This window comes from Chryseobacterium sp. IT-36CA2, from assembly GCF_949767875.1.
GTDB lineage: Bacteria > Bacteroidota > Bacteroidia > Flavobacteriales > Weeksellaceae > Chryseobacterium.
On sequence record NZ_CATKPG010000011.1, the window covers coordinates 1,098,720 to 1,114,227 of the forward strand.

Here is a 15,508-nt window from a genome sequence, read left to right on the forward strand (position 1 = left end):
TAAAACAGAAAATATAGTGTAATGAGTTATTGTTTAGCAATAGAAGGAATGCAGCCTGAAAGCAGAAAAGCACTGCACAAAAATTACCATGACAATTATTATGGATTTCCTATTCATGATGATAATGAATTGTTTGGAAGACTTATCCTGGAAATTAATCAGGCAGGACTGAGCTGGGAAACAGTTTTGAAAAAAGAGGACAGCTTCAGAAAAGCGTATGATGATTTTGACATTCAGAAAATAGCAACTTATACGGAAGAAGACCGTGAGAAATTGCTTAGTGATCCGGGAATTATCAGGAATAAATTAAAAGTGAATGCGGCGATAGAAAATGCGAAAACCATTATTGAACTGCAGAAAGAATTCGGATCATTTGAAAAATGGCTGGAACATCATCATCCAATGACTTTGCAGGAATGGATGAAGCTATTCAAAAAGACATTCAAATTCACGGGTGGAGAAATTGTCAACGAATTTCTAATGAGTACCGGATATTTAAAAGGAGCTCATCATGAAACCTGTCCGATACACTCAAAAGTACTGGATCAAAAACCTTTGTGGAAGGAGAAAATAGCTAAATAAACTGAGATTTCGACGGAATGACAAATAAAAGTGTTGACATTAAGCACACACTGTGTCATTCCGTAGGAATCTTTATTATTTACTTCATACTTCTCACAGAAACATCAGGTTTCTCACCTTGCGGAACAATGAAAATAGCATTATCACTGATTGTATCCCCTGGATCAAAATAATAACTTCCGGTTACAGGAATCGTACTGGTGATGAATTTTCCAGACTTATCATAAGCAGAGTAGGTAACATTAATCATTTGTGCCTTCATTTTTAATTCTATCTTCTTAGATGTCAGTCTGGCTCCTGTTGCATTAATACAGTCCAGCTCTACAAGGCCTATATTGCTTACAATTTGAGGAAAAGCAGATAATCTGATGTTGTATGTTTTATCAGAATTATTTTTTATGGATGCAGAAACTTTATATCGGTCATAGGATTTTCCGCCGGATTCTACACTTTCTTTATTGAGGATATTGAAGGTAACAGCCATTCCGTTTACATCGATAGTCTGGCCATCAGAAATTTTTTGGGCATGTATACTTATTCCTAAAAAGACAAATACAGGGAACAATAATAAAGAGGTTAGGTTTTTCATAGTATTGGTTTGTGTATTTAAAGATAATTATTTTTACACAAAATAATACAATGTAGAATTTTTTAAATTTTAAATCTTCTCTATATTGTTATTTTTCATCAGTTCTTTATGCTCATTTCCCCATTTTTCAAACTCCAGAATGATGGGTTTCAGTTTATAACCTATTTCCGTAAGTTCGTATTCTACCCGCGGTGGTACTTCTGCGTATACCGTTCTGGTAATTATTTTATCTTCTTCCAGTCTGCGAAGTTGAAGGGTAAGCATACGTTCGGTAATGTTCTGGAGCTTCTTTCTAAGTTCTCCAAATCGCATTTTTCCATTAATAAGGTAACAGCAGATCGCTAATGCCCATTGTCCTCCGATAGTATTGGAAGCATAGATTTCCGGACATTCATCAGCAAGCGCTTTTTTATTAGCAAAATTGGTTGAGGTTTCCTTTATTTTAGTCATTACTTACATTTTTTATAGTACCGTACAATAGGTTGCTAATGTACGAAATGTAAGTTACGTGTTGTAATTTTGTATTAGAAATTTAAACATAATGAAGACTTTAGTAATTGTTACACACCCGGATATTGAAAAATCCGCCATTAATAAAAAATGGATTGCCGAATTAAAAAAATCCCCCGAAAAATATACTGTTCATCAACTGTACGAGGCTTATCCGGATGGAAAAATCAATGTAGCTCAGGAGCAGAAGCTGATGGAATCTTATGATAAAATCGTATTTCAGTTTCCTTTTTACTGGTTCAGCAGTCCGCCACTTTTGAAACAATGGCTGGATGAGGTGATTTTGTATGGCTGGGCATATGGAAGTACCAGTGGATTTAAGCTTGCTGGAAAGAAAATGTCACTGGCCGTTACGGCAGGCATAGATGAAGAAGCCTATACTGCATCCGGAGTATATAAATACACGATGAACGAACTTTTCAGACCTTACGAACTGACTTTTGATTATATAAAAGCAGATTACAAGGAACCTTTCGTCTACTATGGAATTGAAAGAGATCCTTCTGATGAATGGATCAACAGAAGTGTTCCCATGTATCTTGAGTTTCTGGATAATTTATAATCATATGAAAAGTAAGTTGAACTTTCATTTTTGTGAGTTCAGCTTACTTTTTCTCAATTTACCAACTGTTCCTACTATGGTTAAAAATATTCCCATTATTAAAAAAGGAAGCCATAAAGCAAAAGAAATTTCACCTAGTTTAATAACAATTTTAGGATAATCTCCTCTTGCTGTAAATAGTCCTACAGATATAAAAAACATTATAATAGAGAGGAAAATTATTGATAACCCAATAAAAAAAATATATTTGTAAGCAGACTTCATCTATTCTTTATTTAAAACCCAATTAATTCTTTTCTCTGCTTCATCTTTTGAAATTCCATTATAAAAATCATGTACAAATGGATGTTCATAGCTTTCATGGGGATAAACGAAAGGCCGTCCGATAGAATTATTTACCACCACCGTTGTAGGAACACTTTCCTCAAACTCATAATCTGGAAGGTAAGTAGCAAGCCATCCGAAATATTCCGCTTCGAATTCTTTATTGTCATAATTTTCAACGTATTCATTGAAGTTTTTTTCACTCAATGATACCCAGATTCCATAATCCAGATCTCTGCAATCATCTGTGACTTCCTGTACAAGAACAGTACGGATAAATCTATGGGTATCTTCTTCCTCTTTTACAACGCAAAGGTCCGAACTGAGTTCAGCATTCTTTAATTCTTCTTCAGATAAGCAGGAATAAAAATAAGGATATGAATAGGCTATTGCAGGCCAGTCTTCTTTCTCTTCTCCACAGCACTGGCAGATGTATTTCATACTATTGTTTTATTTATAATGTCGACCAATTTAAAAGATAAAATCCTTACCCCACGGTAGGCGTATCTTCTTCCTTCAATATTTTTTTCTCCTTCATGGTGAGCAGCATTCTTTCATATTTGTACTTTTCCCAGTTGAATGTGTTGAGAAAATCAAGTGCAGCCTGAAAACCTCTGTTGAAAAGTTCTTCTTTTTCTTCATTTTTCATAAAGAAATTCAGCCAGCTGCTGTTACCACAGTTCACAGTCTGTATACTATACAGTTTATAGAAAGTATGTTTGGTGAGAAATGTTTTATCATTAAAACCTTTCAAAGTACTGATGATATTTCCGGCATAGCTGAAAGGAGTTTTGAGGATTTCTTCACTGGTTTTTCCTCTTTCAGAAAGGATTGCCGAATCACTCGTCAGCTGTACCCCAAAAAGGGGCATTCTCGGATAAAAAACTTCATCTGCGTGGAACAAATCAATAGGGAAGTTGGAAATACTCCCTCCATCAATGAAAACTCCTGCAGGATTAATATCTTCCGGCTTCGTATTCATCCAGTATCTCCAGGCATATTTTACAGAAGTATCATCTTTATTGATTTGTTTCTGAAAAGGTTCGAAGAAGAAAGGAACCGCCATAGATGCTCTTACAAACTCGGCGGGGCTGATGTGTTTCAGCTCTTCCTCAGACCAATAAAGATTAGCCATTGTAGGAAGTTCTACCTTAATCTTAGCATTGATATCAGTCGTTATGACTACATATTCAGATTTAAGAAGGTAAAACGGATTGTTTTTATAATAATCGTTATTGACAGCACTTTCATAGAAAATTCTATAGCGGGTCTGGTCAATATGTTCCTGGTTTTTAATTTTAATCTTTTCGATGCTTTGCAAAGCCATCATATAATATTCCTGTCCGTTTCCATACCGATAGTTGAGGTTGAGGTCCTTTTCCTTTTGAATGAATTTTTCATTGAGATTAGCAACTGTGCTTATTCCAAAACGTTCTAGTGCATTTTGCATGGTTTTCTGAAAAACGTTCCCGGGATTCAGTCCGCTGTTTTCTTTTCTAAAATTATTGTACAGCTTTTGAATACAGAAAAAGAGAATGACAGCTGGAACCAGAGGAATTAAAAACATCAACTTGGCATTCAGTATCGTAGATGAGGGTGTGGCAAAAGGAATGCTGATCAGGATAATAAACAGAATTGCAGCAATAACAGCATTGATTTTAAAGAAATCTTTATTGTTAAGCATCGCATGAAGCGTAGTTTTTACATATGTCTTTCCATCTATAAAGTCTGCAAAATCCCAGCTGAAAAGAATATTCTTGATAAGTTCACTTTTAGCTTCTTCTTTAGTTTTACACGCCGCAATAAGCATGGTATTAATCGCACCGGCACTTGTCCCGGCAACTTTCAGAAAACGGATTCCAAATATTTCAAGCCCATAAAGATAGCCTACCAATGCACTTCCCCAAACGCCGCCACCTTCCTGTACAAATTCTACATATTGATTTCCATTGTGGTCCAGAAGATCAGAGAACTCTTTGGCAGATATATTCTCGTGAAAGGCAACCAGCTTATCTTTGGATGCCTGTGAAAGAGAAGAATCTTCCAGAATTGTGTTGAGGTTCTCAGTGGTCATGGTATTGTATTTTGATGATGTATTGTCATTGCGAACCGCGGTGAAGCAATCTATGATCTAAATTAATCAACCGGTTTATATTGTATCGAAGATAAAATCTCAGATCATTTTGTATTCTTATGTGCCTTTGCGTTCAGGAAAGAATTACCACTGTCTGCGTCTCACATAAATAAATGTGCTGATCACAACGGTAGCCATTGCTCCCAACGTTATAAAATATCCATACTTGTGATGAAGCTCCGGCATATTATCGAAATTCATCCCGTAAACTCCTGCAATAAAAGTAATTGGTAAGAAATAAACCGAGTAGATCGCTAAAACTTTCATTACCTGATTTGCCTTCTGATCCGAAAGAGCCAGAAACATAGAAATAAGATTGGTGATCTGAATATTTAAATGATCAAAATCGGCAACAACATCCTTATGCTTATCTTTTAAATCCACAATTTCTGAATCCTGAAGATTGAGTAATTTAAACTTATCAATAGCATCTGTAGAAATGACAAGCACTCTTGAATTCAATCCCGATTTTCGCTTCAGCTTGTAAAGACGTCGGATTTGGCTGGTATGATTGGTGTTTTTAAGGAAAATTTCATTTTCAATATTGTCCATTGTTTCAAATAGACTCAAAGATTCGTCATCAAAACTTTTCATGATCAATATCGCAATTTTCAGCATGATCTGTTGTGGCGTAAGATCTTCCTGAATCAATGAAATCTGCTTCTTAGTCTCAGAAATACTTCTTGTTTTCATCCTGTGGATGGTGATAATTGTATTTTCTACCAGAAAAATCCCGATTTTGGTACTAATATCACTAATGGTATTGAGATTTTTTCTCTCCAGTTCCGTACTTTCACGAAGAAGAAAGAATTTTATGCTTCCATCTTCTTCATACTTTGGAAGGTGATTGGGATCCATGGTATCTTCCAGAAGGAGATTGTTGATTTCATATCTTTCATGAAGAAATTTCAGGTCTTCTGCAGTAGGAGCCTCTACATCTACCCATTCACACTGGGAGGTTCTGTATATCGTATCAATTGGCATAAAGTAAAAATACTAATATTTTGAAAAAGTATGTGTTAAATAAGTTTTATCTTTGCCAAAATTAAAAAACTATATGATTAAAAGTACCATAAAAGGGGTAGGATTTTATGTTCCAGATAACGTTGTTACAAATGATGATTTATCAAAACTAATGACTACCAATGACGAATGGATTACGGAAAGAACGGGGATCAAGGAAAGAAGGCATAGAAAGGATAGAAACGATTCTCAGGAAACTACTGCTTATTTAGGCTTTAAAGCTGCAGAAAAAGCGATTCAGAATGCTGGTCTTACATCAAAAGATATCGATTATATTGTTTTCGCAACTTTATCACCGGATTATTATTTTCCTGGTTGTGGTGTACTTCTTCAGGATATGCTGGGCTGCGATACAATCGGAGCATTAGATGTGAGAAATCAATGTTCAGGATTTGTATATTCTATGAGCGTGGCTAATGCGTTTATTAAATCAGGAACCTATAAAAATATTCTTGTCGTAGGAGCGGAAATTCATTCTTTTGGACTGGATTTTTCCGATGAAGGAAGAGGAGTTTCTGTTATTTTCGGTGATGGAGCAGGAGCGGTTGTGCTTTCTGCATCAGAAGATGAAAATGCAGGAGATATTTTAGCGATGAATATGCATTCTGAAGGAAAATATGCAGATGAGCTTTGTACTCAGTTTCCGGGTTCAAAATTCGGATGGAGTGACAGAATGAGAAAAGAACCTGAAAATGTGACCAACAAGGAAGTATACCCAATCATGAACGGAAACTTCGTATTCAAACATGCGGTAACAAGATTCCCGGAAACGATGATGGAAGCATTGAATACAGCAGGAAAAACAATTGAAGATCTTGATATGTTTATTCCACATCAGGCAAATCTTAGAATTGCTCAGTTCGTACAGGAAAAATTCGGGTTACCAAACGAAAAAGTCTTCAATAATATTCAGAAATACGGAAATACAACAGCTGCTTCTATTCCCATTGCTTTAAGCGAAGCAATAGAACAGGGAAAAATCAAAAGAGGAGACCTTGTGCTTCTTTCTGCTTTTGGAAGTGGATTTACATGGGGAAGTGTATTGTTTGAGTATTAATAAGACAATATAATAAGTGAAAAAGCTGAATGATGATCATTTTTGATCTTATAATCTTTTAAACAAACAATGAACCGCAGAACTAAAGTTCTGCGGTTTTTTTATTCATCATCCGAACCTCAAAAGTCAAATAATTTGGTTTTTATAATTGACTACGTTGAATCTTCGATTTCTGACGAAGGAAGATCTCATTGATAACCAAATATATTAGATTCTTAACTCCGTTCGCAGATCTCTATCTTTCTTTAGAAGAAATTAAAAAATTTATAAACACAAAACATTAAAAATAATTTATTATTCGGGATTTTTTTAATTCTCTCGTTTTTTTATCAGGGCTCTGTAATTGATGTGCCATGAATTACCTATTTGCGGGTTTTGTGCATTATATGTTACATATTTTTCAGTAATATACTTGATATAGAAAAAACTCTATACTTTATTGTTTTTTTTTAATATAAATTTGCAGTACACAAATGATGAGAAAAAATATATTAATTCCAGAGACTTTCCTGTAGCTTATTTTATGTACAAGTATGGATTAAGTTAGGTGCTATTGGAAATGATATGACTTTATATTCTTTATTCTTCGGTTTTGAAGGGATAATTTGTTAATTATAGAATTTGTAAAATAATTAACTTTTTTTTGATTGAAAATATTGATTTTAAAGTAAATTTTTTTAGTGTAATTTTATTATGTTAAAAATTCTAAAAACAAAGAAATGAAAAACTATTTATTAATTGGTGCTTTTTTAGCTCCTGTTTTTTTATTTGCCCAAGTAGGGGTAGCGACATCAACTCCTCAAAAAACATTACATGTCAACGGTTCATTACAGGTAGTAAATGAAGTGAATGTGGGCGGGAATGCTACAACAGCAGGTTCAGCTGGAACATCCGGGCAGATTCTGACTTCTCAAGGAGCAGGAGCTGCACCAGTTTGGCAGACATTGAATACAGTAAGTGGAAGTGTAAACAGTGCTGTTTACGTACAGGGAACTACTGAAGCTACCGCTAACGCATGCTCACCACAGCCCTGTACCCCAGTACCAGTAGATGTACCAGGAGTTACCTATACGATAACTGTTCCGGCTGGAAGAACACAAACTCTTTTATTTACTATTTTAGGATATGCATTAGATATTACGACTGGAACAACTTCTCAAGGTGTTTTTACCCTCCTGCAAAACGGAGCTAAAATTTCTTCAGCATATGTATCTAAAGCAGGTATATTTCCCAATGGTGGTGCTCAAGGGGGAGGATCTACATCTGTTACGGTTAATATTCCTGCACTTAATAATAATTATAGCTTTCCTATAACAATTCCTACTCACACATTAGGAGGATTAGTAAATATGCCTGTTCCTGTGACATTTTTAAAATCTGTCACCCTTACTGCCGGAACATATACTTTTAAGGTTCAGTATGTTTCATGGGTTGGGACAGCTAAAGTTAATGTAGTTCCTTCCACCTTTGGTGGATATAATGGTGATACAGAGGCAATGCTTACCAAAATGCAGATTTTGGTATATAATAACTAAGTATTTTTAAACATTATAAAAAATCCGCAGAACTGAAGTTCTGCGGATTTTTGTTTTTATTAAAGCATCTATTAAAGACTTTTCAACAATTTTTCTGTATCAGAAGAATCTTGTCCTGTACTTTTTGCAAGTTCAATAGACTTTTCAGCCCACATTTTTGCATTTTTCTTATCACCTATTTTATTGTAAAGATTAGCTAAAGTATCTGTATTGGCAAAATTCTGATCTTTCTTTACAGATTCCTGTGCCCATGAAATAGCTTTTTCCAGGGAAGTCTTACTGTTTACATTTTCAAAGAAGTTCCATGCAAGAGAATTCAACTCTTCAGAACCTGCTGCAGAATAATCTTTGTAAAGATCAAGAATTAATTTCTCATACTCAGGAATATCTTTATTCTTTAAAGCTCTGTTGGCTTTCATTCTTTTTAAGATCTTATCAGCCTCTTCTTTGCTCAAAAATTTCTGAGTTTCAGCCATGAAATAACTGTCATCCCATTTTTTTGTATCAGGATTATAAGCTTTTTTAGAAACCGTGTTCAGCTTTATATTCTTATCGAATTTTTCATACTTATCTTCAGGGAAGAATTTAACGATATCTGCTTTTTTATCCTGGAAAATCTTATACAAAGGGCTATCCGTAGTTTGCACCCCAGAAAGAAGCATCTGAATATCCTCCTGGTCTAAACTTGATTTCTGCTGAAAATAACGGTCCATTACTTTACCGGCAAACTCAGCATCATTATACATAGTAAGCCCGGCAAGATTCTTTAAAAACTCAGGATCTTTTTCTCCTTTTTCGAACTGTTGTTTCAAAGAAGTAAGTCTTTTGTTGGGATCTTCAGCATCTTTTGCAAACTGGATAAAGTCTTTTTCTTCAACATATCCTAATGTTCTGTGTACGGCTTCACCATTTCCATCAATAAAAAGGTAAGTAGGGAATGCTTTTACATTATATTTTTTTGCAAGCTCAATTCCTTCTCCTTTTTCCATATCAATTTTAGCATTGATAAAGTGAGAATTGTAGTAGTCTCCTACAGACTGTAGCGGGAAAATATTTTTCACCATCAGTTTGCAAGGTCCACACCATGAAGCATATGCATCAATAAAGACCAGTTTTTTTTCTTTTTTTGCTTTCGCAAGGATAGACGCAAAGTTGCTGTCTTCAAATTTAATTCCCTGTGCCCATGTAAGGACTCCTATAAAGATTGAGGAAAGTATGGCTATTTTTTTCATAAAAACTTTTTATTCCCTGCAAATGTAATAAATATGATGACACTTAAGTCGTTCATATTGAAAATAATTATAGGGTAACTTTAGTTTTAAAACAGAGATAGGTTGGTATGAAAGATAATCATCTATTGTTTTGGTGTAATTATTAAAATTAATGTAAATGGCTATTTTTGGTTAAATAGTTAAATTTCAATATAATATTTTAATAAAAAATAAAATATCACTAGTTTTGTAAAAAACAAAAAGACACTCAGCGAAAATAATGATGAATTATTATAAAATAAAAATAATAATTTGTTTTTCTATGCCTAATAATCTATTGAAATTTTTGTTTTTGCTGCTAACAGCAGTCTCTATATCCGCACAGGAAAAAAGTAATTTTGATCTTATCTGTGAAAAGACATCCTCCGTTACTGCTTATAAAGACTTACCCAAAGCGATCAAAACAGCAGATTCCCTTTATATGAAGGCGCAAAGACCCTCAGAAAAAATAAAATGCCTTGTTCTTTCTTCGGAGCTTTATCATCATGCCGGTGAACTTAAAAAAGCAATTTGTTATAGCGAAAATGCCCATTCAGTTATTGATCAGAGTAATGACCCGGAGTGGATGGCTGTGGTGACGAGATTGCTTGCCAGGCAATATAGACAGGTAGGGTTGTACGAAAGATCCAAAAAATACATTGTGAAAGGGCTGGAAGCTTCCGGCAGGATTTCCGATTTTCAAAAAAGTAATGAGGCGGCTGGGCTGTTGAATCAGGAAATGGCTTTCTATGAAATGGAGCTGGGCAATTACTCTAATGCAATCCGATATATTGAATCTTCACTCAGATATTTTGAAAAAATAAACACTAAAAGTGAGGATAGAACTGCTGCTGCGTCCTATCAGTTATTGGGAGATATTTATTTTAAGCTTAATGATTATACCGTTTCTGAAAATTATTACAAAAAAGCAGAAGAATTATTGAAACAAGGAAGCTGTACGCTGGGATTGGTCTACAATGGTTTGGGAGGAATCCGTCTGAAACAGAAAAACTGGCAGGATGCCGAATTATACCTTAAGAAAGCAGAAAAAATAGCTGATACTTCCAGAAGCCTTAAGCTTAAAAAAGCAGTATATTCCAATATTAATGATTACTATGAAGGAATAGGGGATAATTATAAAGCCTCTTTATATGCCGTGAAATATGTACGTACTTATGACAGCATTGCATCTCGTAATCAAAGTTTTTCCGGAAAAGGTTTAGAAAGTTTGAGAGGTAAGACTATTAAGAAAGAAGGCCAGATGAACCGGGTGAAAAATGCCACTATTATAGTGCTGCTTACCTTGTTGGTTGGCTTACTTGTATTCTTTAGAACAAAGCAGAAAAAACAACGTTCAAAGTTTAGAAATATAATAAGAGCTCAGTTAAATTTGATCAGTAAGAGAAGTCATTATCCTTTAAAAGAATTTGAAGGCACTGAATTCTCTAATATATCTGTGGAAGAAATTGATGAGAAGGATTCTGAGGCAGACCGCAGGCGAAATGATTCTCTGATGACAGCGGAAACAGAATCCAAATTGCTGGAACTTCTTGAAGATTTTGAAAAAGGTAACCTTTATAACAATAAAGGAATGTCTCTGTCTTTTCTTGCAGGTGAGCTGAATACCAATACGAAATATCTGTCATATGTAATCAATCAGCATAAAAGTGCTGACTTTAAAACATATGTTAATCGTTTGAGAATCAATTATATTGTTGATAAGCTCATTAATAATGAGAAGTATAGACAGTATAAGATAAGTATCCTTGCTGATGAGTGCGGCTTCTCTTCGCACAGTAAATTTGCTGCAGTTTTCAAGGCTGTTACAGATTATTCCCCATCAGCGTATATTAAATATATTGATGCTGAAAACCAAGCAGATAAAAATGTTCATTTTACGGAAAATGATTAAAAAGAGTTGGGTTTTGAGATTCTGTCTTGCTATTTTCACGAAAATGAACAACCTATTATTTTAGAGGAAGCCTTTGCTATCCTATATTTGCGCCAGTTTTAGGGAAATGAACACCATCGTGCTACAGCTTATCTTTTTTATTTCTGAAGAATTATCCTTTCTTCTGAACTAAAGTCTAAAGTAAGAGTATTCAATTCCTAAGCTGAAAAACCAAGCCATGAAAATTAATATATGGAACACATGCTATATTTCATCTTTGAGATAAGCAGTGTTCTCCCTTTCATCTTTAAAGGATATTCTGTTCAGAATATAAACCATATCCCATAATCGGGGTTGATTGCCCGGTTTTTTTTCAGTCAAGTTTTTTTAAGTGCAAATCCACAGTAGTCTGTGGATTTGTGATTTTATTTAACTTTTGTAGTGTCTGTTTTTACTTTTGAAGTATCAGAGGTTGCGGGAGAAGGTATTGAGTTGGCTACAGCAGAATCTCCCATTCTGTTTCTTAATGAATCTTTGTCATGGGCATCTTTATATTCTTCTCTTTTTTCTTTGTTTTGAGCACAACTTCCAAGAAAAAGAAGTCCAAGAATAGCTCCTATCCAGAATTTTTTCATAATAATCAATTTTAATGTTTGGATTTAATCAAATATAAGAATTTAATTAAAAGATAAAAGATAAAAGATAAAAGATAAAAGATAAAAGATAAAAGATAAAAGATAAAAGATAAAAGATAAAAGATAAAAGATAAAAGATATTGTCTTAAATATCTGGATTCAATAATTCAATAGGGGTGGGCTTTAGCCCGCCTAACGATAAATAACCCATCCAATGGCTTCAGCCAAAACCTAGAAATAATACATTCTTTTTGGTCCCTAACTGAATTGTATTTTCCAGATTATTTAAGCACCCTTTTTCATCTTAATACTGTCAGAATTCGTTATTTTGTAGTCATTATATCAAAAGTTTTAGATAATGCTCCTTTCGATGTATTTGTGCAGTAAAGGATTAGAAATTAGAAATTGGAAGCAAAATTTCACCCTAACTCTCACACTCTCTTACCCTCAAACTCTCCTCCTCGAATCCCGGAACCTCAAAACCCATTCTACAAAAAAAGCCCCGAAACCGAAATTCCGAGGCTGTTAAATCATTTATCAATGATCATTTATCGTTTATTATCCCAAATAAGGATATTTGTAGTTCTTTGGAGAAACAAATGTTTCTTTTACGCTTCTTACAGACGTCCATCTTAGAAGATTCATTTTAGAACCTGCTTTATCGTTGGTTCCTGAAGCTCTACCACCACCAAAAGGCTGTTGACCTACTACGGCACCTGTTGGTTTATCATTGATATAAAAGTTACCAGATGCATTTTCTAAAGCTTTGTAAGCTTCATTGATTGCGTAACGGTCTTGTGAGAATACAGAACCTGTTAATGAATAAGGAGAAGAAGAATCTACTAATTTAAGAGTCTCTTTCCAATCTTGGTCTTCATACACAAATACAGAAAGAATTGGGCCGAAGATCTCTTCTACCATACTTTCGTATTGAGGATTTGTAGTTTCAATTACTGTTGGGTGTACAAACCATCCTTTAGAATCATCCACTTTTCCTCCGATTGCTACAGTAGCTTCACCGGATGCATTTGCTCTGTCGATATATCCTTTACATTTTTCGAAAGAATTTTTGTCGATTACAGCGTTTACGAAGTTAGAAGTATCTTCAGGAGAACCCACTTTGATGGTACTCATCTGAGCTTCCATTACTTTTTTCACATCAGCCCAAAGAGATTTAGGTACATAAGCTCTTGAAGCAGCAGAACATTTCTGTCCCTGGTATTCGAAAGCACCTCTTACCAATGCAGTAGCTACAGCTTCTACGTTAGCAGAAGGGTGAGCGATTACAAAGTCTTTACCACCTGTTTCTCCAACAATTCTTGGATATGTTCTGTAGTTATGGATATTGTCACCAATCATTTTCCACATTCCCTGGAATACTTTTGTAGACCCTGTAAAGTGAAGACCTGCGAAATCACGGTGAGCCAATACTTTTTCAGCAGTTTCTTTTCCATCTGTAAAGATCATGTTGATAACCCCTGCAGGAAGACCTGCTTCTGTCAATACATCCATGATTACTTTTGCAGAATAAACCTGCTTGTCAGACGGTTTCCAAACCACTACGTTTCCTAGCATTGCCATACAAGTTGGAAGGTTACCGGAAATAGCTGTAAAGTTGAATGGAGTTACTGCAAAACAGAATCCTTCTAATGGTCTGTACTCAACACGGTTCCAGATTCCGTTGTCAGAAACTGGCTGCTCAGAATACATTTCTGTCATAAACTCTACATTGAATCTTAAGAAGTCGATGAACTCACAAGCTGCATCAATTTCAGCCTGGTGTACATTTTTAGACTGCCCGATCATGGTTGCAGCGTTGATTACATCTCTGTAAGGACCCGCCAAAAGATCAGCTGCCTTTAAGAAAATTGCTGCACGCTGTTCCCAGCCTAGTTCATTCCATTCTTGTTTAGCTGCCAATGCCGCATTGATAGCGTCATCCACATGCTGCATACCACCCTGGTAATAGAATCCGAAATCATGAGCATGATCCTGTGGAGACTGAAGCTGTACTTTTGTATCCGTTTTTACTTCTTTTCCGTTGATGATCATTGGGATTTCTACCTTTTCAGCCCACATTTTCTTATAAGTGTCGATAAGGCTTTTAACTTCCGGAGATCCCGGTTCGTATGAATTTACCGGCTCGTTTACCGCTAATGGTACTTGCGAAATTGCTTTTGACATATTACGTTTTATTATTTTATTAAATTTAAATAAGATGCGTATACAAATTTACAATAATTATAAAGAAAGAAAAAATACCGCCGTTTTTGTCAGATCAACTATAAAATAGACCAACTAATGATATATAAGCTTTTTTGACTTTAAACTTTATGAAATCTTAATATAATTGCCGTTTTTTTAATTTTGAGAAAAAAACACTCCAATTTGCTATAATTATAGGAATTGGGACAATAAAATATTTATCATACTTTAAAAATAACTATTAACCGCTGTAAATAAGGGATTTGTAGTGTAATGTTAAAATTGTATAAATTCACGTTTGTTGCGATTTTGAACATTTTAAATAATTTTTTTGATAGCGGGAGGGGTAAGATTGTTCTACTTTTACACCATTATTAATAGGTATGAAAAAAAGAGTCCTATTTTTCTCTTTTGTGATATTTTTCTCAGCATTGTGTGCAGGTCTTTTTGCACATAAAGGGAAAACTCAACCATACTCTGATATCCTTTCAAAAATTCATCTTCTTCAGCAGAAATCCGATCAGCAGACTCAGCCTGAAATGTACAGCTTTTCAGATGTACAGGACGTACAGGATTCCAATGACTGGGAGAAAGTGAAATTTGATTACTCAATTCTTGCACAGCAGTGGTTACACTATTTCTTTGCAGGCTACACTTACAATACACAGGTTGCGGCCATTCAAAACCGTACTTATATTACAGCACCAAGATACATTCTGTATCATTGCCTGCAGATAGCTGGCTGCTAATCTCTTTTTGACATTTTTAATCATTCATCATGGTTTGTATTCACGTTAATACAGATCCGTAAGAATCATTCCCATTTTACATTTTTGAACATGTCTATTTGCCTTTATGGAGAGGTGAACGGATGATGTTTGTCCAATTTTAAATAAAAATATTATGCACTTAACACCGAGAGAAACGGAAAAGCTTATGCTATTTCTGGCAGGCGAACTCGCTCTTAAAAGAAAGGCAAGAGGCCTGAAATTAAACTATCCTGAATCAATAGCACTCATCAGTCATTTCTTGCTTGAAGGAGCAAGAGACGGGAAAAAAGTAGCCGAACTGATGCAGGAAGGTGCTAATCTTCTTACTAAAGAGGATGTGATGCCTGGCGTGGCAGATATGATCCACGATGTTCAAATAGAAGCAACTTTCCCGGATGGGACGAAGTTGGTAACCGTACACAATCCAATCCGTTAATACCT

16 protein-coding genes are annotated in these 15,508 nt (G+C 35.0%); 7 read left to right on the forward strand and 9 right to left on the reverse strand.

Annotated elements, in window-relative coordinates:
• Positions 1-21: 21 nt before the first annotated feature.
• On the forward strand, positions 22-582 hold the full coding sequence (locus ACM6F9_RS05780) for a DNA-3-methyladenine glycosylase I (RefSeq protein ID WP_414844808.1): 561 nt from the start codon (positions 22-24) through the stop codon (positions 580-582).
• A 79-nt stretch (positions 583-661) separates the two neighbouring features.
• On the opposite strand, the gene ACM6F9_RS05785 is transcribed toward ACM6F9_RS05780, so the two are convergent.
• Together ACM6F9_RS05785 and ACM6F9_RS05790 are read right to left on the reverse strand one after the other, a co-directional pair.
• The gene (locus tag ACM6F9_RS05785; protein WP_414844809.1) at positions 662-1,171 is read right to left on the reverse strand and encodes a hypothetical protein; all 510 of its coding nucleotides are present in this window, start codon (positions 1,169-1,171) and stop codon (positions 662-664) included.
• A gap of 69 nt (positions 1,172-1,240) precedes the next feature.
• A complete protein-coding gene (locus ACM6F9_RS05790) occupies positions 1,241-1,621 on the reverse strand; it encodes a winged helix-turn-helix transcriptional regulator (protein ID WP_414844810.1) in 381 nt (126 codons plus the stop codon).
• A gap of 91 nt (positions 1,622-1,712) precedes the next feature.
• Here ACM6F9_RS05790 and ACM6F9_RS05795 point away from each other — a divergent pair, with 91 nt between their 5' ends.
• Entirely contained in the window at positions 1,713-2,243 is a 531-nt protein-coding gene (locus ACM6F9_RS05795; RefSeq protein ID WP_414844811.1) for an NAD(P)H-dependent oxidoreductase, read from the forward strand.
• Positions 2,244-2,267: 24 nt separating this feature from the next.
• Here ACM6F9_RS05795 and ACM6F9_RS05800 read toward each other — a convergent pair whose 3' ends face one another.
• The 4 genes from ACM6F9_RS05800 to ACM6F9_RS05815 all read right to left on the reverse strand — a co-directional run bounded on the left by ACM6F9_RS05800 (position 2,268) and on the right by ACM6F9_RS05815 (position 5,685).
• The gene (locus ACM6F9_RS05800; RefSeq protein WP_414844812.1) at positions 2,268-2,507 is read right to left on the reverse strand and encodes a hypothetical protein; all 240 of its coding nucleotides are present in this window, start codon (positions 2,505-2,507) and stop codon (positions 2,268-2,270) included.
• Positions 2,508-3,008, reverse strand: coding sequence for a DUF2199 domain-containing protein (locus ACM6F9_RS05805; protein ID WP_414844813.1), 501 nt, complete (start codon positions 3,006-3,008; stop codon positions 2,508-2,510).
• A 46-nt stretch (positions 3,009-3,054) separates the two neighbouring features.
• The gene (locus ACM6F9_RS05810) at positions 3,055-4,641 is read right to left on the reverse strand and encodes a patatin-like phospholipase family protein (protein WP_414844814.1); all 1,587 of its coding nucleotides are present in this window, start codon (positions 4,639-4,641) and stop codon (positions 3,055-3,057) included.
• A 144-nt stretch (positions 4,642-4,785) separates the two neighbouring features.
• Positions 4,786-5,685 (reverse strand): CorA family divalent cation transporter, encoded by a 900-nt coding sequence (locus ACM6F9_RS05815; RefSeq protein ID WP_414844815.1) that lies wholly within the window; start codon positions 5,683-5,685, stop codon positions 4,786-4,788.
• Positions 5,686-5,758: 73 nt separating this feature from the next.
• Between ACM6F9_RS05815 and ACM6F9_RS05820 the strand changes: the two genes are divergently transcribed.
• Entirely contained in the window at positions 5,759-6,781 is a 1,023-nt protein-coding gene (locus tag ACM6F9_RS05820) for a 3-oxoacyl-ACP synthase III family protein (RefSeq protein ID WP_414844816.1), read from the forward strand.
• Positions 6,782-7,500: 719 nt separating this feature from the next.
• Positions 7,501-8,316, forward strand: coding sequence for a hypothetical protein (locus tag ACM6F9_RS05825; protein ID WP_414844817.1), 816 nt, complete (start codon positions 7,501-7,503; stop codon positions 8,314-8,316).
• A gap of 71 nt (positions 8,317-8,387) precedes the next feature.
• Here the strand turns inward: ACM6F9_RS05825 and ACM6F9_RS05830 are convergent, their stop codons facing one another.
• Positions 8,388-9,548 (reverse strand): thioredoxin family protein, encoded by a 1,161-nt coding sequence (locus ACM6F9_RS05830; protein ID WP_414844818.1) that lies wholly within the window; start codon positions 9,546-9,548, stop codon positions 8,388-8,390.
• A 301-nt stretch (positions 9,549-9,849) separates the two neighbouring features.
• Here ACM6F9_RS05830 and ACM6F9_RS05835 point away from each other — a divergent pair, with 301 nt between their 5' ends.
• Complete coding sequence (locus ACM6F9_RS05835) at positions 9,850-11,478, forward strand: tetratricopeptide repeat protein (protein WP_414844819.1); 1,629 nt, start codon at positions 9,850-9,852, stop codon at positions 11,476-11,478.
• 404 nt (positions 11,479-11,882) lie between these two features.
• Here ACM6F9_RS05835 and ACM6F9_RS05840 read toward each other — a convergent pair whose 3' ends face one another.
• The gene (locus tag ACM6F9_RS05840) at positions 11,883-12,092 is read right to left on the reverse strand and encodes a hypothetical protein (RefSeq protein ID WP_414844820.1); all 210 of its coding nucleotides are present in this window, start codon (positions 12,090-12,092) and stop codon (positions 11,883-11,885) included.
• Positions 12,093-12,650: 558 nt separating this feature from the next.
• Positions 12,651-14,276, reverse strand: a complete 1,626-nt coding sequence (gene pruA / locus ACM6F9_RS05845) for an L-glutamate gamma-semialdehyde dehydrogenase (RefSeq protein ID WP_414844821.1) — start codon at positions 14,274-14,276, stop codon at positions 12,651-12,653.
• A gap of 404 nt (positions 14,277-14,680) precedes the next feature.
• Between pruA and ACM6F9_RS05850 the strand changes: the two genes are divergently transcribed.
• Positions 14,681-15,046, forward strand: a complete 366-nt coding sequence (locus tag ACM6F9_RS05850) for a hypothetical protein (RefSeq protein WP_414844822.1) — start codon at positions 14,681-14,683, stop codon at positions 15,044-15,046.
• Positions 15,047-15,200: 154 nt separating this feature from the next.
• Positions 15,201-15,503, forward strand: coding sequence for an urease subunit gamma (ureA, locus tag ACM6F9_RS05855; RefSeq protein ID WP_065398656.1), 303 nt, complete (start codon positions 15,201-15,203; stop codon positions 15,501-15,503).
• Positions 15,504-15,508: the final 5 nt, after the last annotated feature.